The sequence below is a fragment of the Mesorhizobium sp. M0898 genome, from assembly GCF_040319695.1.
Taxonomy (GTDB): domain Bacteria; phylum Pseudomonadota; class Alphaproteobacteria; order Rhizobiales; family Rhizobiaceae; genus Mesorhizobium.
On the sequence record NZ_JAMYOE010000005.1, the window covers coordinates 21,886 to 38,832 of the forward strand.

A 16,947-nucleotide genomic window follows, 5' to 3' on the forward strand; every position below is an offset into this window, starting at 1 on the left:
GAGAGGGCCTCGATCATGCCAGCAACTGCGTCGGCACGCCGAGAATCGGTCCTGCCTCGGCGAGCCGCTGGTCGAGGGTCCACACCGTGGCGCCATGCTCCGATGCCGTCGCGAGGTGCAGGGCGTCGCCAGCACGAAGCCCGAGCATATGCTGATCGGCGAATTTCGCGGCGACCCGAAAATGCCCGCCCGTCACCGGCAGCACGGTGAAGCTCTCAGCGACAAGCCTATTGAACATCGCGAGCGCTGCCGCGCGTTGCTCCAGGTCGATCTGTCCGGTCCGAAGCTTGATCGCCATGGCGGAGGACATCTCGGTGATGGTCCAGCCGCTGATCACAAGTTGCGCTGGGTCCTGCTCCGCCAGCCAGCCCTGAACGCGCGCGGTCACGGCTTCGTTGGATAGCGCCGCGATGATCAGCGAAGTATCGAGATAGGACGTCAATAGCGATCGCCATCTCGCATCGATCGCACCAGATCGGCGGCAGCCTGAGCCTGCAGAGACATGGTTGCGGTCAGGGATTGGAGCAGGACGGCGTCGATCCGTTTGCGAGGGCGGGCCACGGCCGTGAGCCTGGCGACCGGCTTGCCACGCCGGGTTATGTCGATCGAGTCTCCAGCTTCAACCCGGTCGACGAGCTCACTCAGATGTGCCTTGGCGTCCGCCAGATTGACTGCATCCATGTCACGCTCCTGACCATGTAGTTGGTCATGTAGCGCATAACGCGTGACAATTCCAGTGCAGAGCACGGCGAATAAGCAACTGGCTGCGTGAGCGAAGCAGGTGACCTGCAACGAGAATTATGCCGCTTCCCGCTTGACTCACACATATCCCGGCGGTTATACATCGATCAATAGCCGAAGAGTTATCGATCCCAATGCCAAACGCTCACGATGTACTCTTCAGAACGCTTGCCGATCCGACTCGGCGCGCTATTTTTGAGCGGCTGTGTCGCGAAGGAGAGCAGACGGTCGGGGCTCTGACGGCTCAGGCCGGAATTTCGCAACCGGCCGTGTCAAAACATCTCGGCGTTTTGAGGCAGGCCGGGCTCGTGCGCGACCGCCATGCAGGGCGACAGACCCATTATAGCGCGCAGCTTGCTGCGCTTGCCCCCCTGATTGACTGGACAAGCCAGATGACCGGGTTCTGGCAGAGCCGGTTCGACGACCTCGAAGACCTGCTCAAAAGGATGGACCAGTGAACGAAATGGCGACCGAAACGCTCTCCGTCGTTGTCGAACGGGAAATCGCTTATCCGCCCGAGAAGATCTGGCGCGCGCTCACGCAACCACACTTGATCGAGGAGTGGCTCATGAAAAATGACTTCAAACCTGTCGCGGACCACCGTTTCAATCTTCACGCAGACTGGGGCGCTGTCGAATGTCAGGTGCAGACGGTCGAGCCGAACAGAACACTGACTTACACGTGGGATACCAAGGATCTCAGGAGTGTCGTCTCCTGGACCCTCACCCCCACGAGCACCGGAGCCCGCTTGCGCATGGAACAGTCGGGCTTCCGGCCGGATCAGCAGCCTTACTTCCGGGGTGCCAAAGTCGGCTGGCCGAGGTTCTTTGACGATCTGGAGCAGGTTCTGGCGCGGACGGACTGAGATCCGCTGGGCTATCCAGGCAAGGGCTCTGTTACAGAGCGACATCACGAGGCGATAATGGAGGCAAGCCAATGAAGATCAAGTTGGCCAAAGTATACGTGGACGACCAGGAAAAGGCACTGGGCTTTTACACCGAAACGCTCGGCTTTACCAAGAAGGCCGATTTCAGCAATGGGCCGTTTCGCTGGCTGACCGTCGCATCACCCGACGAGCCGGACAGTGCCGAGCTGCAACTCGCGCTCAATGACAACCCCGCTGCAAAGACCTACCAGCAAGCCATTTTCCAGCAGGGCCAGCCCGCGGTCATGTTCTTCACCGATAACGTCAAGGGCGACTACGAGCGCATCAAAGCGCGCGGCGCCAAGTTCACGATGCCGCCGACCGAAGTAACCGGCTCGACCATCGCCCAGCTGAACGACAACTGCGGCAATCTCGTTCAAATCACCCAACTGGCGCGCTGGTAAAGCATGCGTTCAGTGGCGTGGCTGCCCGGCGGGAGTCGCCAAACGGGCTGCCCGATCCGCTTCGGTTCGTCTTCAGAGGAGGTCTCAATGGATTGGAACAAATGGGTTCGGCAGATCCACCGCTGGCTGTCGATCATCTTTGCGGCGGTCGTCGCCGCCATCTTCATCAGCCTGGGAGTAGGCAAGGAACCCGCCTACTGGGTATACCTCTTGCCGCTGTTTCCACTCTGCTTGCTCCTGCTTACCGGACTGTACATGTTCGTGCTGCCTTACGCTCCCAAGTGGCGCAACGCAGGGGGCACCGGCGCATTGGAGTGACCGCATGGCCAACAAGACGTCCATCAAGTCAGCGGCGGTCGCGAAGAAGCCCGCCGCCAAGCCTGCAGCCGCCAAGCCGGTCCTCCTCGCAGGCGGCAACCCGCAGATCCCGAAGGGTGATGGTGACGCTCCTGTGCAGGCCTACATCGCGGCCATGCCGGGCTGGAAACGCGACGTCGGCCGCCGCCTCGACGCACTCATCGAGCGCAACGTTCCCAACCTGCGCAAGGCCGTCAAATGGAACTCGCCCTTCTATGGCGTAGAGGGTCGAGGCTGGTTCCTCAACTTCCATTGCTTCACAAAGTACATCAAGCTGGCTTTCTTCCGCGGCACGTCGCTGCATCCTTTCCCTCCAGGCGAGTCCAAGCACAAGGACGTGCGCTACCTCGACATCCGCGAGGACGACCAGCTCGACGAAGCTCAACTCACCGACTGGGTAAAGCAAGCCAGCCAGTTGCCTGGCGAGCGAATGTGAGTGGAATGCCAGTCATTCCCGCAAACCCGGTGCCGACTAGCGGTATTCATGTGACGGGCGAGCGGCAACAACCCTAGGGAAAGCGACAATGGTGATGAAGAGTGGCTCTATGGAAGGAAATGCAGAGAGCTCCCCCTCGCAGCTGATAGATGCGAGGATCAGTGAGCTGGGCGATTGGCGAGGCAAGACGCTTTCCCATGTCCGCGCTCTCGTCAAGCAGGCTGACCCGGAAGTGGTCGAGGAGTGGAAGTGGCGAGGCGTTCCGGTGTGGTCGCACGCCGGAATAATCTGCACCGGCGAGACCTACAAGAACGTCGTGAAGGTGACCTTCGCAAAGGGCGCCGCCCTGCAGGATCCTTCAGGCCTGTTCAACTCCAGCCTCGAAGGCAACACCAGGCGCGCCATCGATATCCGTGAGGGCGAAGACATAGATGAGAATGCGTTCAAGGCGCTGATACGCGCTGCTGCCGCCCTGAACACGGCCCGATAGTCAGCTCCGGCCGATATGCTCGGCTAGCGGGCCGAGAGCGGCGAGCAAAGCTTCGCCGGTGGCTTGCGTCGCGTTCTCATGCGGCGCGCGCAGGTTCAGCCAGCGTCTGTCGCCGGACCGTACCGCCAGCACTGCCTTCATCGCGGAGATGAGGCCGGCGTCCTGGATGATTTTGCGGAACGCCTTGATGGCGGCATCCGCGTCAGTAATGTCCTCTCCCGCCAGCGCTGCGTCGTAGAGGGCCCGGATCGCTGCGGCATTCAGATTGACCGTCGCCGAGATGCAGCCCGCAGCACCGTTGGCGAGGCCTTTCGTCAGCTGTGCTTCCGAACTCGGGAACACCGCGACCCCTGGAGCTGCCGCAATGACCGCCACGGTGTTGTTCCAATCGCCGGCACTGTCCTTGTAAGCCACCACGACATCCGGAAACGCTTGGCTCAAGCGGGCGGTCAGCGCCGGGCTCACCGGTACGCCGGAATTCTGCGGGATGTGGTAGAGGATCATCCTCATCGCCGGGTTCGCCACCCGTTCGATCAGCTCGCCATAGTAGCGGGCCTGTCCGTTGTCGCCGGCGGCCGTATAGAAGAACGACGGCAGCACCATCACCCCGGCACAGCCGAGCCCGACGGCATGCGCCGTCAGCTCGACGGTCTCGGCAAGTGCTGTGACACCGGTGCCGGGCATCAGATGGCTTGGCGAAATTTCGGCCTCGACCAGCCACTCCAGCGCTTGCATGCGCTCGCGCAACGAGACGGACAACGCCTCGCCCGTGGTGCCGAACGGCGACAGGAAATGCGCTCCCTGATCCAGCACCCACTTGGCGTGTGATATCCAGAGGTCGCGGGCAATGCGGCCGTCGTTTTCGAACGGCGTCAGGATCGGTGCGATGGTTCCTTGTGGGCGGATCATGTGCGTCCTTCTACGGGTGAAAATCTGTGCTGTGCTCAAAGCCGGCATCAGAAATGTCGAGCAAGCTACATGAAGCAGTGTTGCTGAGTACCGGCCGTTCGACCTCGAAATCAAGCCGCTCGCGCATAGGCGCGCGATTGTGATCGGGCGGCGGTTCTGAGGCTCTCGAGGTATATCCTTGTCACGGGACAACCTCGTCCGGCCGAAAGGGGGGTGACAAACGAGTTCTGCTGTTTCATCAATGCCGCCTTTTGAGGAGAAGCCCATGCGCAGCATCGGCGTCGGCATTATCGGCTGCGGCAACATTTCGGATGCCTATCTGAAGGCATCGCCACAATTCCCGGTGCTCGACATTGTCGGCGTCGCCGACGTCAACCGGACGGCGGCCGAGGCCAAGGCAGCGACCTACGGCCTGGCTGCCATGCCGGTCGACGCGCTGTTGGCCGATCCGCGCGTCGAGATCGTGCTCAACCTGACGACGCCGCAGCATCATGTGCCGGTCGGCCTGCAGGCTGTCGGGCAACGCAAGCACGTCTATTCCGAGAAGCCGCTGGCAACGACGCTCAGCGACGCCGAGCGGCTGGTCGCGGCCGCGCGCGAAAAGGGCGTGCGCGTCGGCTGTGCACCCGACACCTTTCTTGGCGGCTCCCACCAAACGGCGCGGCGGCTGGTCGATAAGGATACGGTCGGGACCATTGTCGCCGGCTCTGCCTTCATGCAGGTGCCCGGCCACGAGCTCTGGCATCCCAATCCGGATTTCTACTATCAGCCCGGCGGCGGGCCGATGCTCGACATGGGACCGTACTACCTGACCTGCCTGGTCAATCTCCTGGGTCCGGTAAAATCCGTGACCGGGCAGGCGAAGTCATCCTACGCCACCCGCACCATCGGTTCTGGACCGCGCCAGGGCGAGACCATCCGGGTCGAGGTGCCGACCCATATTTCCGGCCTGCTCGCATTCGAGAATGGCGCCGCGGTCTCGATCACCACCAGCTTCGACGTCTGGAAGCATGAACACAATCACATCGAACTTTACGGAACCACGGGCTCGATGATCGTCTCCGATCCCAACCAGTTCCAGGGCGACATCAGGACCAGCCAGCGCAAGGGCGACTGGACGGTGGCCGATCAGATCCATTCCTATGGCGACGGCAATTACCGGGGCCTCGGCCTTGCCGACATGGCGCAGGCGATCGTCTCGGGCAGGCAACACCGCGCCAGTCTCGACCTTTCCCTCCATGTCCTGGAAATCATGGAATCGATCATCTCTTCAGCAGACGTAGGGCAGCGTATCGATCTCAGATATGGCTGCGCCCGGCCGGCGCCGATGCGCGCCGATCTGCCTTTCGGAATTCTGGAATAGGGAACAATGCGATGAGCAAGACGGCACTGATTTTCTGGGGCGGCTGGGAAGGTCACACCCCGGCTCGAAGCGCCGAAATCGTCAAGGAGATGCTGGCCGGCAACGGCTTCGACGTGCAGCTGGAGCAGGGGACTTCGGCGCTTGCCGATCCGCAACTGAGCAAGCTCGATCTCATCGTCCCGGTGATCACCATGTCGACGATCGAAAAGCCGGAACTGCAAAACCTGACCAGCGCCGTCGGGGCCGGCACCGGCCTTGCGGGCTTTCACGGCACGATGTGCGACAGCTTCCGCAACGAGCCGGAATACCAGTTCATGACCGGCGGCCAGTGGGTCGCCCATCCCGGCAACATCATCGACTATCACGTCGATATCACCAGGCCAGACGATCCGGTCATGCAGGGCATCGACGGCTTCGCCTACCGTTCAGAGCAGTATTACATGCATGTCGATCCGACCAACGAGGTGCTGGCGACGACTACTTTCACCGGCGAGCATCTCGATTTCATCGCCGGCGTCGTCATGCCGGTCGTCTGGAAGCGCCGCTACGGCAAGGGCCGCGTCTTCTACAGCGCGCTCGGCCACACCGCCGACGAGTTCGCCGTGCCGCAAATGCGCACGATGTTCGAACGCGGCGCGATTTGGGCCAGCCGAAACTCGGACCTTGCATAGCCGTTCAATCTGAACGCCACGTACCGTTGTAATCTCTCATAGGGCGGCCGCCCGAACGCGTACACAGGACCGGGCTGCGGCAAGCAATTGACTGCCATGGTAGTATCCAATACACCAGCGGTTCTCATCGAGAAATTCCGCAGCTGGAGGTCGAATGGAGCAGACGTGGCGATGGTTTGGCCCGAGCGACGCAGCAACGCTTGCCCATGCCAGGCAGGCCGGCGCGACCGGCATCGTGACGGCACTGCACGACATCCCTTACGGCGAAGTCTGGCCGATCGACGCCATCAGGCAGCGCCAGGCGCTTATCGAAGCGGATCCGGCGATGGGCCTGAAATGGAGCGTCGTCGAGAGTGTGCCCGTGCACGAGGACATCAAGCTCGGCCGCGGCGATCTCGACCGGCTCTACGACAATTTCAGGCAGACCTTACGCAATCTCGGCGCCTGCGGTGTGCGCACGGTCTGCTACAACTTCATGCTGATCCTCGACTGGACCCGGACCGACCTGGCTGCGCCGCTGCCGGGCGGCGGACGGGCGCTCCGCATGAACATGCACGAGCTTGCCGCGTTCGATTGCTACATGCTGCAGCGCAAGGGATCGGAGCGCGACTATGCGTCCGATGTTCTCCAGCGGGCGAGCGAATGGTTCGAGACGACGCCGGATACGTCAAAAGAGCGTCTGCTCGCCAACATCATGGCCGGCCTGCCGGGCGCCTTCAAGCGCTACGACATAGCAGAATTGCGCGAAGTGGTGGCCGAGCAGTCGGGCCTGTCGCACGACCGGCTGCGCGAGAACCTCGTCCGTTTTCTCGAAAACGTGCTGCCGGCGGCCGAAGAGGCGGGCGTCACGTTGGCGATCCACCCGGACGATCCGCCGCGCGATCTCGTCGGCCTGTGCCGGATCGTCAAGAACGCCGACGACATCGCCCTTATCCTGGACGCCGTGCCATCGGCCCATAGCGGCCTCACCTTGTGCACCGGGTCGCTGGGCGCCAACCCGGCCAATGACGTGCCCGCAATCGCCAGGCGCTTTGCGCACAAGATAAACTTCGTGCATCTGCGCAACGTCAGCAAGGACCCGGACGGCTCGTTCATGGAATCCGAGCATCTGAGCGGCGATGTCGACATGGTCTCGGTGGTCTCGATCTTGCTCGACGAGCAGCAACGCCGCCGCGACGCCGGCGAACCGTCGGCGCTGCTATCGTTTCGCCCGGATCATGGCCACGAGCTGATTGATGACGCCGCGCGGCACACCCATCCCGGCTACCCCGTGGTCGGCCGTCTTCGCGGCCTCGCCGAACTGAGAGGCGTAATGACGGCGATTGCCCATCAGCGCGGCTACCGGCTGCAATGACGGCGCCCCGCCTGCTCTGCGTCGGCGCGCTCACCTACGACACGATCTTGCGCCTCGATGTCCTGCCCTCCGGCGCCGGCAAGTTCCTGCCGAGCGAGGCTATACAGATCGCGGCCGGGATGGCGGCAAGCGCCGCCGCGTCAGCCAGCCGCCAGGGCGGGCAGGTCTGGCTATGGGCAAGCGTCGGCGACGATGCTGTCGGCCGCGATGTCATCGGCCAGATGGCGGCGGAGCGGGTCGACTGTTCGCTGGTGCGCAGGGTTGAAGGTGGCCGCTCGGCCATTGCCACGATCCTGGTCGATGCCGCCGGCGAACGCATGATCGTGCCCTTCTACGATGCCGTCACGCAAGCCGATCCTGACCGTCTTCCGCCCGCGGATTTTTCCCGCTTCGACGCCGTGCTGGTTGATGTCCGCTGGCCTGGAGCCGCGGCCCTGGCGCTGGCGAAGGCTCGCGAGTGCGGCATCCCGGCGATCCTTGACGCCGATGTCGCGTCGCGACCGGTGCTCGACCGGCTGCTGCCGCTCGCCTCGCATGTCGTTGCTTCGCTGCCGGCGGCACGCATCCTTTGCGGTCCGGAGATATCCGCCGGTTCCGCCGTCGCCATTCTCGGCGAACGGACCGGCGCCTTCGTGGCGGTCACCGATGGCGCGAACGGCACCGTGTTCCAGCACCCGGGCGGCAATGATGTCCGTCATCTGCCGTCGCCGCGGGTCGAAGCCGTCGACACCCTGGCGGCGGGCGACGTGTTTCACGGCACCTTCGCTCTCGGCCTGGCCGAAGGTTGGGACGAAGAGCGGGCGATAGCAGTGGCCAGCGCCGCCGCCGCGCTAAAGTGCCTGCGCTTTGGCGGACGGCTCGGCGCACCGACGCGCGCGGAAACGCTGGCTTTCATGCAAGGATCGACATGACGCCGAACACGCTTGGGCCGGTTCGGCAAAGAAGGCACGTCAAGTGGCGCCGATCGACTACCATGGTAGTCACTGCGCAACTGTTCGAGGGAGAATAAATGGTTGAGTTCAAAAAACGCGCACTGGTCACGGGAGCGGCCATGGGCATCGGCCGTGCTGTCGCCGAAAGACTGGCCGGGCAAGGCGTCGACCTGATTCTGTTCGACCGGGCGGGCGATCAGCTGGATGAGGTCGCGGCGCAGCTTTCGGCGCGCGGCGCGACCGTGCACACCGTGCTTGGCTCGACCGCCGACACTGAAGCCTGTGGCCGCGCCGTCGAGCTTGCCCGGTCCGCGTTCGGCGGGCTCGACATGCTCTCCCACAATGCCGGCATCCAGCGTTACGGAACGGTGGAGACCACGGACGAGGCGCTTTGGGACGAGGTGATGAACGTCAACCTCAAGGCTGCCTACCTGCTCTCCCGCGCGGCGATGCCGCTGCTGCGGCAAAGCCGCGGCGCCATCGTCCATATGAGCTCGGTGCAGGGTCTGGCCAGCCAGGAAGCGGTTCTGGCCTACAGCACGGCCAAGCACGGCCTGATCGGGCTGGTCAAATCGATGGCCGTCGATTATGCGCCGCTCGGTGTGCGCGTCAATGCCGTCGCTCCGGGCGCGGTCGACACGCCGATGCTGCGGGATGCGGTCAAGCTCAACGATAAGCCCGACGAGATCCTGCGCATCCTCGACAACATGCATCCGCTCGGCCGTACCGCCCAGCCGCAAGAGATTGCCGCAGTCGTCGCCTTCCTGCTGTCCGACGATGCCTCCTTCGTCACCGGCGAGGTCGTACGCGTCGATGGCGGCCTGCTGGCGCGCATCGGCGGTTCTCCGCGCAAGGAATAACGTCGGCGCTGCTGCTTGCGCAGGCATTTCATGAACGGCTTGAAGCTGCAGAGCCTATAAGGGGTCGCCGATGGCACGGCTTTTGGGAACGCGGACCATCACCGAGGTGCGGTTGGGCGAAACCGGCCCCGGCGTATCGGTCGCGGCGAGGACGTTCGAGGTTCTGCTCGACCAGATCCTGACCTTCCGTCTGAAGCCGCATGAAGTGATCTCGGAAAAGGCGATGTCGGAAGCCCTTGGCGTGAGCCGCACGCCGGTCAGGGAGGCGCTCGCCCGGCTGGCCGGTCTTGGCTTGATCGACATTTATCCGCAGCGCGGCAGCATGGTGGCGCCGCTCCGGATTGCCGATCTCGAGAAATCGCAGTTTCTGCGCGAAGCGCTCGAAGTCGGCCTGATCAAGCGCGCGGTCGAGAGCCCGCGCCGTGCCGACCTGCTTGCCGTGCTCAAAGGCGAACTGGCCGTCCAGGAGACGTTCGCCTCCATCGCGGACGACAGGCGCTTCTTCAAGTCGGACGAGCTGTTTCACCAGCATATCGCCAGTCATGCCGGGTTTCCCGGAATCTGGGCCGACATCAGCGCGGCGAAGCTGCACATGGACCGCTTCCGCTTCCTGTCTTTTCCGCGCCTCGACAGCATGTCGGTGGTCCTCGGCCAGCATCGGCGGATTGTCGATGCGCTTGAGCAGGCCGACGCGTTTGCGGCGGAAGAGGCGATGCGAACGCATCTTCGCCGCATCTTCGAGGTGCTCGAAATCGTCCAGGAGCGCTATCCCTATTATTTCGAGGCAAACGGCAGTGTGAGCCCGCTTTCGGCCGGCTCAATCCAAGCCTGAGCCTTTCTTGCGCGCTTCCGAAGGTGTCTTGGTCTTGCTGCCGGATTTGTCGGGAGCTGGCTCGGCTTTGCGATCTTGACCCTCGCCGCCTTGCTCGTTGCGGAGCTGCTTTTCCACTATCGATCGCGATCCTTCCGCCGGGTCTTGTTCAGGATGAGTATCGGTTCCCGTCATGTCGGCTCCTATCCATTTTGATCAATTGCGTGCGGCGTGGGCTGACCTCCGCCGCCGGTTCTGTCGCGCCCGATCATCAGCCAGGCGGCGAACAGCACGACCAGTACGACCACGATCCAGGCGACGAAACGAGGCATCGGCCTCATGTCCCTCGCCGCCGCTTGCTGCCGCGTGCCTCCGGATCGGAGCCGGCCTCGACCGTTGGATCGGGCACGACCGGGCCGCGTTCGGCCTCGGAACCCTCAGCTTCGATCTCCTGCACGGCCTGATCCCAGTGCTCGCGCTCGCGTCCTTGCGGACGGCCTTCGCGCTCCCAGATCTCGTGGGCTCGCTGCCTGATACGCTCTTCCCTGTCCATGGCTTTGCCTCCTCATCCCCTAATCCGGCGATCGCTGGTTTGTTCCGCGGTGCCAGCGCCGTTCATCGCGGTTCAGTTGACCTGATCACCCAGCGCTCTAGATCAAACTTCGCGCCGAAGTCGCTTGGTGCGGGGAGAACAATCGTGTGGCAGCAACACTACAAGCACCTATTGTAAATGCCGTTACAGCCGTCGGTCCTCGACCAGACCGCCTGTGCTTGCTGCTGATAATATTTGTAGTGACGGCATGCTCGCCTTCCGGCCAGGTCGAGCAGCAGTCGAAAACCGCGGCTTCCGCCACACAGACCGCATCGCTGGTCCTGGAGAGCTGGATCGCTGGGGGAGCCCCGTCGGAATACACGTCGCGCACTTTGCAATCGGCCGGCAAGGCGCTCGCCGATGCCGGTGCGCAAATCCAGTCCGCCAAGTCGCCTGAGCCCGGCGGGCAAGCCGGTCTGACGATGGCAGTTGGACGGCTTTCGGCAGCGGCAATTCGCGCGGCGACGGCCGTGCAGTACGGCAACCGCTCGGAAGTGGAACACGCGCAGCAGGATCTGCGGGCCGCCGCCGCCGACCTGAGCACGTCCTACGCGAAATATTTCGCGCCGAAATCATGAAGAAGCTGCTCGAAATATCGCTCGGCGTCGTCACCAGCGTTGGCGGCTTTCTTGAGGTCGGATCAATGGCGACCGCCGCTCAGGCCGGCGCCGCCTTCAGGTTTCAGCTGATATGGGCCGTCGTCCTGGGCACGATCTGCATCATCTTCCTGGTCGAAATGGCCGGACGCTTCGCCGCAGTTAGTCATCACACCATCGCCGACGGGATCCGGGAACGGTTTGGCTTCAACGCCTTTCTGTGGCCGTTGCTCGCCACTTTGCTGGTTAACTTCTTGGTCATGGCAGCCGAAATCGGCGGTGTTGCCATTGCGCTCGAGCTCGCCACCGGCATCGGCTTTCAGTGGTGGGCGCTGCCGGTCGCTTTTCTGGCATGGCTGTTCCTTTGGAAAGGCACGTTCGGACTCATCGAAAAAGGCGTCGCGATCCTCGGGCTGGTCACGCTGTGCTTCGTGGTTGGCGCCGTCATGCTGAAGCCCGATTGGGGGCAGGTCGCGGCCGGGGCCGTGCCAACACTGCCGGATCACGACGCGGCCAACTACTGGTTCATGGCGGTCAGCATTCTTGGTGCGTCGATCTCGCCCTATCTGTTCATGTTCTATTCGTCGGGAGCGATCGAGGACGAGTGGGACAAGAGCTATCTCGGAGCCAATCGGGCGATTGCCGGCCTGGGCATGAGTTTTGGCGGCACAATCGCTATGGGTGTGCTGATTGTGGCGGCGCTCGTTCTGGCAGCACACGGCATAGTGCAGGTCGAGGACTACCACCAACTGCCGCTGATGCTGATCCAGATCTTCGGTTTCTGGGGGTTCGTCCTGTTCGTTGCGTCACTAGGCATTGCCTGCTTCGGCGCCGCGCTCGAAATCGGCCTGCAGCAAGCCTACCTTGTGGCGCAGGGTTTCGGCTGGACCTGGGGCGAGAACCTGAAACCGCGCGACGACCCGGGTTTCAGCACCGTGTATACGGTCTCGCTGTTTCTCGCCGCCATTCCGATCGCACTGGGTCTCGATCCGCTGAAGCTCACCATCTTTTCCATGGCGCTGACGGCCGCCAGCCTGCCGCTGACCGTGGTGCCGTTCCTCTTCCTGCTGAACGACGAGCGTTATGTCGGCGAGCACCGCAATGGCATCATCGCGAATGCCGCGGTCATCTTCATCATCGCGCTCGGTTTCGTGCTCGCGATCGTGACCATTCCTTTGCAGATATTCGGAGGCACGTGATGGATTTGCTGCGCGACATCCTGGACAAGCAAGTGGTCGACCGCAAGCAGGTCAAGATCGGCAAGGTTGACGGGCTGGTGGCCGAACTCAGGCCAGGCAAGCCGCCAAAAATCATTGCGGTCGAGCTCGGCTCGATCACGCTGGCGCGCCGGCTTGGCCAGCGGCCGGGGCGCTGGATGGCGCGGCTTGCGGCAAGGCTCGGCGGCAAGCGCCATGCCGAGCCGCACCGCATCGCCTGGAACAAGGTGCGCGACATCGGCGTCGACATCGAGTTCGATATCGACGTCCGCGAAACGGCGATTTTCGACTGGCAGGACTGGCTGCGCGATCATGTCATTGGGCGTATCCCGGGAGCTGGATGATGGCTACTATCAATCTCGAGCAATTGGCTGGCAGGAATGTGCTTTCGCAGCGCGGCAAAAGCATCGGTCATATCGAGGAGATACGCGCAGAATCGGATGGCGACGACCTGGTGATTGCTGAGTACTATGTCGGCATCTACGCGGCCTTCGAGCGTCTGTCCGCTTCGGCCATCGGCATTGCGGTCCTCAATGTCTTTCGACTGCGCAGTCGCGACAGCATGTACCGCATCCCTTGGGACAAGCTCGACATCTCCGATCCGGCGCGGCCGCGGTTGTTATGCACGACGGAAGAACTTTCCGGTATGAAGGGGAGTATCGAGCGCGATAAACCGGAATGAACGATATTTTCCCGCCGTCGGAGAATGGGGTCCAGTGAAAGTCCTGGTTACCGGCGCCACCGGCCTAATCGGTGCCTCCGTTGTGGCACGCCTTCTTTCCGAAGGACATGAGGTGATCGGATTGGTCCGCAGCCCCGGCGCAAACCGGACCGGCAATTATCAATTGCTGATGCTGGACATGGCGGTGGCGCTGCAGCCCGAAGACTGGCTACCGCATCTCAGGGGCATAGACGCCGTCGTCAATTGTGCCGGCGTTCTGCAGGATAGCCCTCGTGAAAAGACGCGCGAAGTCCATCGCGAGGCGGCGGCAGCACTCTTCCTCGCCTGTGCGCGGGCAGGGGTTACCCGGGTGATCCACTTCTCGGCAATCGGCGTCGATCGGGCGCAGCCTTCGGCATTCTCGGCGACGAAGCTGGCTGGCGACCAAGCGCTTATGGCGCTTGATCTGGATTGGGTGATCCTGCGCCCGTCCGTGGTGCTCGGCCGGCCGGTGTTTGGGGCCAGCGCATTGTTTAGGGGTCTCGCCTCGCTGCCGGTGCTGCCGTCCATGCCCGGCACCGGCCGGCTCCAAGTGGTGCAGCTCGACGACGTGGTCTCAACCGTCGTCTTCCTTCTCGATCCCGCCAGTCCGTCTCGCATCGTGCTGGAACTTGTCGGTCCCGAACAGCTGAGCATGGACGAGGTCGTCGGCAGCTATCGCCGATGGCTCGGCTGGGCTCCTGCAGCCAGGTTTGTCTTGCCGGCGGCTGTTGCAAGGCTTCTCTACCGCCTCGGCGACCTTGCCGCGATGTTCGGCTGGCGTCCACCGATGCGCACCAACGCGGCCAGAGAGATTGCCCGAGGAGCGGTTGGAGATCCCTCGGACTGGACCGCCACGACCGGCATACGCCCGCAAACCCTGGCGGGCTTCCTCGCGCTCAATCCGGCAACGGTGCAGGAAAAATGGTTTGCCCGGCTGTATTTCATCAAGCCTGCGATCTTCGTCGTCCTGCCCTTCTTCTGGATCGTGACGGGTATTGTGTCGCTGACCACCGGCTATAACGGTGGCGTCGAGCTGATGCAAAGCACGGGGGGTGGCATATTGTCGGTGCCGACCGTGATAGCCGGTGCTCTTGCCGACATCGCCGTCGGCGCGTTCCTAGCCTGGCGGCCGGCGGCGCGAAAAGGCCTCTATGGCGGCATCGCGCTCTCGCTCTTCTACCTGGTCGTCGGAAGCTTCCTGAGCCCCGAGCTGTGGAACGACCCGCTTGGGCCGTTCCTCAAGGTGTTGCCGATCCTGGTGCTGCACTTTGTGGCCTTGGCAGTGCTGGAGGAGCGTTGATGCTCTATTTCCTGCTGAAATTTCTGCATGTCATCGGCGCATCCGTGCTGCTTGGTACCGGCGCCGGTATCGCTTTCTTCATGTTGCTCGCCCACAGGACCGGCAATGCCGCGACGGTTGCGGCGGTGGCGCGTATCGTCGTCGTCGCCGACTTCCTTTTCACCGCGACGGCCGTGGTCGCGCAGCCTTTGACCGGAGCCGCGCTCGCCTGGCAGGCAGGCTACTCGCTGTCGGAGGGCTGGATCGTACTTTCGATCGCGCTCTATATCTTCACCGGAACGTTCTGGCTCCCGGTCGTCTGGATGCAAATGGAGATGCGCAAGCTGGCATCGCAAGCCGCCGCTGCAGGCGCGCCGTTGCCGCCGCGCTATCATCGGCTCTTCCGGCTGTGGTTCGCCTTCGGCTTCCCCGCCTTCGCTGCGGTACTCGGGATTTTCTGGCTAATGATCTCTCGGCCTGCGATCGACTGGTGAAGACAGGCCGCGTGCAGCTGCCGGGATGAGCGATGACATTCATTTCAGCGAATAGAGATAGGCCGCGATATCCCGCGCCTCCTGCTCGGAAATTCTGGTCGAAGGCATTGCCGTGTGCGGATTGACCTCCCTTGCGGCGCGTATCCAACGGACCATATTTCGCGGGTTGTTGGACAATACGCCGCCGATATAGATCCGGGTGGCCACGCTGGCGTCGAGGCGTGGACCAACCAACCCTTGTGCGCTGGGAACGCCGGTGATCGTGTGGCATCCGGCACAGCCATTGGCCATGATGATTGGTATGGCGCGGGCGCCAACACCGCCGGTTGCATTGTCGGCCTTCTGCTCCACTCGACGGCTTTGCTCGAAGTACAACGCGATCCCGGCCAGGGCTGCAACAAGCACGACAATTGCCGCGGCGCCGAGGATGGGTCCGGACGGAGTGAAGCGCGATGTTGCGCGCACGCCGATGCTGCCAGGGGCATTGTCCGTCTTATGCGCGACCCTGGTGAGGCGCTCCGGCCACAACGTCAGCGCCGCCCAAGCTGCGGCCAGCACGGCAATTGCCGTCCCGGCACCAATGACCAGCTTAGACAGCCTGGAGCGCATGCAACGCCTCCCATCTTCTCTGTCCACTTGAGCGAATCCACAGACCGGCCAGCAGCAACGCGGCTCCGCCATAAATCAGGCCGGCCGGAACCCACATCACCAAGCCGGCGAGCTGCTGGTCCTCGAGCGGGCTAAGGCCCCACAATTCCGCGCCGGCTGCGTTTACCGGGTACCACAGCCTTGGCGAGACCAGCAGCAGCACCCCGAGCAGGCCGGTGTGCAGCGAGGTGAAAAAGAGGTGCATGACTGCGCTGCCGTAGGCTTGTTCGCCGCCTGAACGCGGCAGCAGCACCCACCAGAACAGCAGCCCCGTACCGAAGAAGCTGGCATGTTGCGCATAATGCAGGACACCCTGTGCAAGCGCCGCCTCGAACAGCGCCGGAACGTGCCACGCCCATATCGCGACGCCGTGCAGGAAGGTCGCGGCTAGAGGACGGCTGACAGCGGCCCAAACGGCTCGAAGCACCTTCGCCTGCCCGGCTGCGCCAAATGCCAGCCGCAGCTTGATCGGCAATGCCCACATCATCGCCGCCGCTGGACGGGAGGCGACCAGCAGGGGTGCCCCCACCGCCATCAACAGCTCGTGCTCGATCATGTGGGCGGTGAAAACGCGCTCACCCAATGCGTGGAGCGGGCTGACCAGTGCTGCCGCCAAAATGGCCCAGCCAGTCGCAAACAGCAGGGCTTGCCGCAACCGCAACGGGCGGCTGCGGGCACTCCGCCGCCACAGCCGAAAGGCGCCTGCCGCATAAAGCAGTGCGACCATGGTTAGCGGCAGCGTGATCGGCAACGCCAGCGTCCAGCCGGCCCGCGGGGCGCCGGCACCGTAGCAGATCGAGGTCGAGAAGAGCGCGTCGAAGCTCATCGTAGGCAGCCGTCAACAATGAGCGACGCGGCGCCTTGCATCACGATTACCAGCGCAAACAGCACCGCGCTGAGAATGCCGATATTGGCGACGAAATGCTCGGTGCCGCGCGTACGATCCGGTTTAAAGGCGGCGCCACCTTGCTGTCGCGCCCGCCACGAAAGCACGCCGCCGAGCAAGGCCAGCACTGTCAGCACCAGCGCAATGACCGGAATGACGGGAATACCGTGGGCGCACTGCCACTCCACGAATGCATAATTCAGCTGCGTCGACACCGCCCAGGCCAAAGGCCCGGACAACAGCCCGCCCCATGATGTGCCCAAGCGAAGCGCACGCATC

General features: G+C 63.1%; 27 protein-coding genes. 18 read left to right on the forward strand and 9 right to left on the reverse strand.

The genetic code is table 11. From position 1 onward, the window contains the following. Positions 1-13: 13 nt before the first annotated feature. Together NKH90_RS08765 and NKH90_RS08770 are read right to left on the reverse strand one after the other, a co-directional pair. The gene (locus NKH90_RS08765) at positions 14-442 is read right to left on the reverse strand and encodes a type II toxin-antitoxin system VapC family toxin (protein ID WP_352680914.1); all 429 of its coding nucleotides are present in this window, start codon (positions 440-442) and stop codon (positions 14-16) included. Continuing rightward, complete coding sequence (locus tag NKH90_RS08770) at positions 439-681, reverse strand: type II toxin-antitoxin system Phd/YefM family antitoxin (RefSeq protein WP_352680916.1); 243 nt, start codon at positions 679-681, stop codon at positions 439-441. Before NKH90_RS08770 ends, NKH90_RS08765 begins: the two co-directional genes overlap by 4 nt. Before the next feature lie 194 nt (positions 682-875). Here NKH90_RS08770 and NKH90_RS08775 point away from each other — a divergent pair, with 194 nt between their 5' ends. From NKH90_RS08775 to NKH90_RS08800, 6 genes are all read left to right on the forward strand, one after another. After that, on the forward strand, positions 876-1,199 hold the full coding sequence (locus NKH90_RS08775; RefSeq protein WP_023716560.1) for an ArsR/SmtB family transcription factor: 324 nt from the start codon (positions 876-878) through the stop codon (positions 1,197-1,199). Beyond that, complete coding sequence (locus tag NKH90_RS08780) at positions 1,196-1,606, forward strand: SRPBCC family protein (RefSeq protein WP_352818842.1); 411 nt, start codon at positions 1,196-1,198, stop codon at positions 1,604-1,606. Before NKH90_RS08775 ends, NKH90_RS08780 begins: the two co-directional genes overlap by 4 nt. A gap of 71 nt (positions 1,607-1,677) precedes the next feature. After that, complete coding sequence (locus NKH90_RS08785; RefSeq protein ID WP_352818845.1) at positions 1,678-2,070, forward strand: VOC family protein; 393 nt, start codon at positions 1,678-1,680, stop codon at positions 2,068-2,070. Between the two features lie 87 nt (positions 2,071-2,157). Continuing rightward, positions 2,158-2,388 (forward strand): hypothetical protein, encoded by a 231-nt coding sequence (locus tag NKH90_RS08790; RefSeq protein WP_352612050.1) that lies wholly within the window; start codon positions 2,158-2,160, stop codon positions 2,386-2,388. 4 nt (positions 2,389-2,392) lie between these two features. Beyond that, positions 2,393-2,863: a DUF1801 domain-containing protein gene (locus tag NKH90_RS08795; protein ID WP_352818849.1), complete on the forward strand. Its 471-nt coding sequence runs from the start codon at positions 2,393-2,395 to the stop codon at positions 2,861-2,863. 109 nt (positions 2,864-2,972) lie between these two features. Next, a complete protein-coding gene (locus NKH90_RS08800) occupies positions 2,973-3,353 on the forward strand; it encodes a DUF1801 domain-containing protein (RefSeq protein ID WP_352612052.1) in 381 nt (126 codons plus the stop codon). Here the strand turns inward: NKH90_RS08800 and NKH90_RS08805 are convergent, their stop codons facing one another. Further along, positions 3,354-4,262, reverse strand: a complete 909-nt coding sequence (locus tag NKH90_RS08805; protein ID WP_352818854.1) for a dihydrodipicolinate synthase family protein — start codon at positions 4,260-4,262, stop codon at positions 3,354-3,356. It lies immediately after the preceding gene. Positions 4,263-4,527: 265 nt separating this feature from the next. Between NKH90_RS08805 and NKH90_RS08810 the strand changes: the two genes are divergently transcribed. The 6 genes from NKH90_RS08810 (at position 4,528) to NKH90_RS08835 (ending at position 10,274) form a co-directional block, all read left to right on the forward strand. Next, positions 4,528-5,625, forward strand: a complete 1,098-nt coding sequence (locus NKH90_RS08810) for a Gfo/Idh/MocA family protein (protein WP_352768230.1) — start codon at positions 4,528-4,530, stop codon at positions 5,623-5,625. Positions 5,626-5,636: 11 nt separating this feature from the next. Beyond that, positions 5,637-6,296: a ThuA domain-containing protein gene (locus NKH90_RS08815; RefSeq protein WP_352612058.1), complete on the forward strand. Its 660-nt coding sequence runs from the start codon at positions 5,637-5,639 to the stop codon at positions 6,294-6,296. 154 nt (positions 6,297-6,450) lie between these two features. Further along, complete coding sequence (gene uxuA / locus NKH90_RS08820; protein ID WP_352818857.1) at positions 6,451-7,650, forward strand: mannonate dehydratase; 1,200 nt, start codon at positions 6,451-6,453, stop codon at positions 7,648-7,650. Continuing rightward, entirely contained in the window at positions 7,647-8,561 is a 915-nt protein-coding gene (locus NKH90_RS08825; protein ID WP_352818860.1) for a PfkB family carbohydrate kinase, read from the forward strand. Before uxuA ends, NKH90_RS08825 begins: the two co-directional genes overlap by 4 nt. A gap of 98 nt (positions 8,562-8,659) precedes the next feature. Beyond that, the gene (locus NKH90_RS08830; RefSeq protein WP_352818863.1) at positions 8,660-9,442 is read left to right on the forward strand and encodes an SDR family NAD(P)-dependent oxidoreductase; all 783 of its coding nucleotides are present in this window, start codon (positions 8,660-8,662) and stop codon (positions 9,440-9,442) included. A gap of 70 nt (positions 9,443-9,512) precedes the next feature. Then, positions 9,513-10,274 (forward strand): GntR family transcriptional regulator, encoded by a 762-nt coding sequence (locus tag NKH90_RS08835; RefSeq protein WP_352818866.1) that lies wholly within the window; start codon positions 9,513-9,515, stop codon positions 10,272-10,274. Here the strand turns inward: NKH90_RS08835 and NKH90_RS08840 are convergent. From NKH90_RS08840 to NKH90_RS08850, 3 genes are read right to left on the reverse strand one after another with little or no spacing between them, the layout of a single operon-like run. Beyond that, a complete protein-coding gene (locus NKH90_RS08840) occupies positions 10,260-10,448 on the reverse strand; it encodes a hypothetical protein (RefSeq protein WP_352768241.1) in 189 nt (62 codons plus the stop codon). The two genes, NKH90_RS08835 and NKH90_RS08840, sit on opposite strands and share 15 nt — an antisense overlap. An 8-nt stretch (positions 10,449-10,456) precedes the next feature. Continuing rightward, positions 10,457-10,585 (reverse strand): hypothetical protein, encoded by a 129-nt coding sequence (locus NKH90_RS08845; protein ID WP_280952094.1) that lies wholly within the window; start codon positions 10,583-10,585, stop codon positions 10,457-10,459. A gap of 5 nt (positions 10,586-10,590) precedes the next feature. Continuing rightward, positions 10,591-10,806, reverse strand: a complete 216-nt coding sequence (locus NKH90_RS08850; protein ID WP_023676165.1) for a DUF2934 domain-containing protein — start codon at positions 10,804-10,806, stop codon at positions 10,591-10,593. 218 nt (positions 10,807-11,024) lie between these two features. Between NKH90_RS08850 and NKH90_RS08855 the strand changes: the two genes are divergently transcribed. The 6 genes from NKH90_RS08855 to NKH90_RS08880 are packed head-to-tail and all read left to right on the forward strand — an operon-like array spanning position 11,025 to position 15,134. After that, on the forward strand, positions 11,025-11,423 hold the full coding sequence (locus NKH90_RS08855) for a hypothetical protein (protein WP_352612070.1): 399 nt from the start codon (positions 11,025-11,027) through the stop codon (positions 11,421-11,423). Further along, positions 11,420-12,640, forward strand: a complete 1,221-nt coding sequence (locus NKH90_RS08860; RefSeq protein WP_352818871.1) for an NRAMP family divalent metal transporter — start codon at positions 11,420-11,422, stop codon at positions 12,638-12,640. Before NKH90_RS08855 ends, NKH90_RS08860 begins: the two co-directional genes overlap by 4 nt. After that, entirely contained in the window at positions 12,640-13,002 is a 363-nt protein-coding gene (locus tag NKH90_RS08865) for a hypothetical protein (RefSeq protein ID WP_352612074.1), read from the forward strand. The genes NKH90_RS08860 and NKH90_RS08865 overlap by 1 nt, the downstream gene beginning before the upstream one ends. Next, on the forward strand, positions 13,002-13,340 hold the full coding sequence (locus NKH90_RS08870; RefSeq protein WP_352612076.1) for a hypothetical protein: 339 nt from the start codon (positions 13,002-13,004) through the stop codon (positions 13,338-13,340). The genes NKH90_RS08865 and NKH90_RS08870 overlap by 1 nt, the downstream gene beginning before the upstream one ends. 34 nt (positions 13,341-13,374) lie before the next feature. After that, complete coding sequence (locus NKH90_RS08875; RefSeq protein ID WP_352818876.1) at positions 13,375-14,661, forward strand: SDR family oxidoreductase; 1,287 nt, start codon at positions 13,375-13,377, stop codon at positions 14,659-14,661. Beyond that, the gene (locus NKH90_RS08880) at positions 14,661-15,134 is read left to right on the forward strand and encodes a DUF2269 family protein (RefSeq protein ID WP_352818879.1); all 474 of its coding nucleotides are present in this window, start codon (positions 14,661-14,663) and stop codon (positions 15,132-15,134) included. Before NKH90_RS08875 ends, NKH90_RS08880 begins: the two co-directional genes overlap by 1 nt. Before the next feature lie 39 nt (positions 15,135-15,173). Here the strand turns inward: NKH90_RS08880 and NKH90_RS08885 are convergent, their stop codons facing one another. From NKH90_RS08885 to NKH90_RS08895, 3 genes are read right to left on the reverse strand one after another with little or no spacing between them, the layout of a single operon-like run. Continuing rightward, positions 15,174-15,743 (reverse strand): c-type cytochrome, encoded by a 570-nt coding sequence (locus NKH90_RS08885; protein WP_352818882.1) that lies wholly within the window; start codon positions 15,741-15,743, stop codon positions 15,174-15,176. After that, a complete protein-coding gene (locus tag NKH90_RS08890; protein WP_352818885.1) occupies positions 15,724-16,608 on the reverse strand; it encodes a cytochrome c oxidase assembly protein in 885 nt (294 codons plus the stop codon). Before NKH90_RS08890 ends, NKH90_RS08885 begins: the two co-directional genes overlap by 20 nt. Beyond that, the gene (locus NKH90_RS08895) at positions 16,605-16,946 is read right to left on the reverse strand and encodes a hypothetical protein (protein WP_352457440.1); all 342 of its coding nucleotides are present in this window, start codon (positions 16,944-16,946) and stop codon (positions 16,605-16,607) included. The genes NKH90_RS08890 and NKH90_RS08895 overlap by 4 nt, the downstream gene beginning before the upstream one ends. Position 16,947: the final 1 nt, after the last annotated feature.

Excerpts from the sequence above, each read along its gene's own strand:
- NKH90_RS08770 (WP_352680916.1), bottom strand. The coding sequence starts at position 681 with ATGGATGCAGTCAATCTGGCGGACGCCAAGGCACATCTGAGTGAGCTC.
- NKH90_RS08775 (WP_023716560.1), top strand. The coding sequence starts at position 876 with ATGCCAAACGCTCACGATGTACTCTTCAGAACGCTTGCCGATCCGACT.
- NKH90_RS08785 (WP_352818845.1), top strand. The coding sequence starts at position 1,678 with ATGAAGATCAAGTTGGCCAAAGTATACGTGGACGACCAGGAAAAGGCA.
- NKH90_RS08790 (WP_352612050.1), top strand. The coding sequence starts at position 2,158 with ATGGATTGGAACAAATGGGTTCGGCAGATCCACCGCTGGCTGTCGATC.
- NKH90_RS08795 (WP_352818849.1), top strand. The coding sequence starts at position 2,393 with ATGGCCAACAAGACGTCCATCAAGTCAGCGGCGGTCGCGAAGAAGCCC.
- NKH90_RS08800 (WP_352612052.1), top strand. The coding sequence starts at position 2,973 with ATGGAAGGAAATGCAGAGAGCTCCCCCTCGCAGCTGATAGATGCGAGG.
- NKH90_RS08805 (WP_352818854.1), bottom strand. The coding sequence starts at position 4,262 with ATGATCCGCCCACAAGGAACCATCGCACCGATCCTGACGCCGTTCGAA.
- NKH90_RS08810 (WP_352768230.1), top strand. The coding sequence starts at position 4,528 with ATGCGCAGCATCGGCGTCGGCATTATCGGCTGCGGCAACATTTCGGAT.
- NKH90_RS08815 (WP_352612058.1), top strand. The coding sequence starts at position 5,637 with ATGAGCAAGACGGCACTGATTTTCTGGGGCGGCTGGGAAGGTCACACC.
- uxuA (WP_352818857.1), top strand. The coding sequence starts at position 6,451 with ATGGAGCAGACGTGGCGATGGTTTGGCCCGAGCGACGCAGCAACGCTT.
- NKH90_RS08825 (WP_352818860.1), top strand. The coding sequence starts at position 7,647 with ATGACGGCGCCCCGCCTGCTCTGCGTCGGCGCGCTCACCTACGACACG.
- NKH90_RS08830 (WP_352818863.1), top strand. The coding sequence starts at position 8,660 with ATGGTTGAGTTCAAAAAACGCGCACTGGTCACGGGAGCGGCCATGGGC.
- NKH90_RS08835 (WP_352818866.1), top strand. The coding sequence starts at position 9,513 with ATGGCACGGCTTTTGGGAACGCGGACCATCACCGAGGTGCGGTTGGGC.
- NKH90_RS08840 (WP_352768241.1), bottom strand. The coding sequence starts at position 10,448 with ATGACGGGAACCGATACTCATCCTGAACAAGACCCGGCGGAAGGATCG.
- NKH90_RS08845 (WP_280952094.1), bottom strand. The coding sequence starts at position 10,585 with ATGCCTCGTTTCGTCGCCTGGATCGTGGTCGTACTGGTCGTGCTGTTC.
- NKH90_RS08850 (WP_023676165.1), bottom strand. The coding sequence starts at position 10,806 with ATGGACAGGGAAGAGCGTATCAGGCAGCGAGCCCACGAGATCTGGGAG.
- NKH90_RS08860 (WP_352818871.1), top strand. The coding sequence starts at position 11,420 with ATGAAGAAGCTGCTCGAAATATCGCTCGGCGTCGTCACCAGCGTTGGC.
- NKH90_RS08865 (WP_352612074.1), top strand. The coding sequence starts at position 12,640 with ATGGATTTGCTGCGCGACATCCTGGACAAGCAAGTGGTCGACCGCAAG.
- NKH90_RS08870 (WP_352612076.1), top strand. The coding sequence starts at position 13,002 with ATGGCTACTATCAATCTCGAGCAATTGGCTGGCAGGAATGTGCTTTCG.
- NKH90_RS08880 (WP_352818879.1), top strand. The coding sequence starts at position 14,661 with ATGCTCTATTTCCTGCTGAAATTTCTGCATGTCATCGGCGCATCCGTG.
- NKH90_RS08885 (WP_352818882.1), bottom strand. The coding sequence starts at position 15,743 with ATGCGCTCCAGGCTGTCTAAGCTGGTCATTGGTGCCGGGACGGCAATT.
- NKH90_RS08890 (WP_352818885.1), bottom strand. The coding sequence starts at position 16,608 with ATGAGCTTCGACGCGCTCTTCTCGACCTCGATCTGCTACGGTGCCGGC.
- NKH90_RS08895 (WP_352457440.1), bottom strand. The coding sequence starts at position 16,946 with ATGCGTGCGCTTCGCTTGGGCACATCATGGGGCGGGCTGTTGTCCGGG.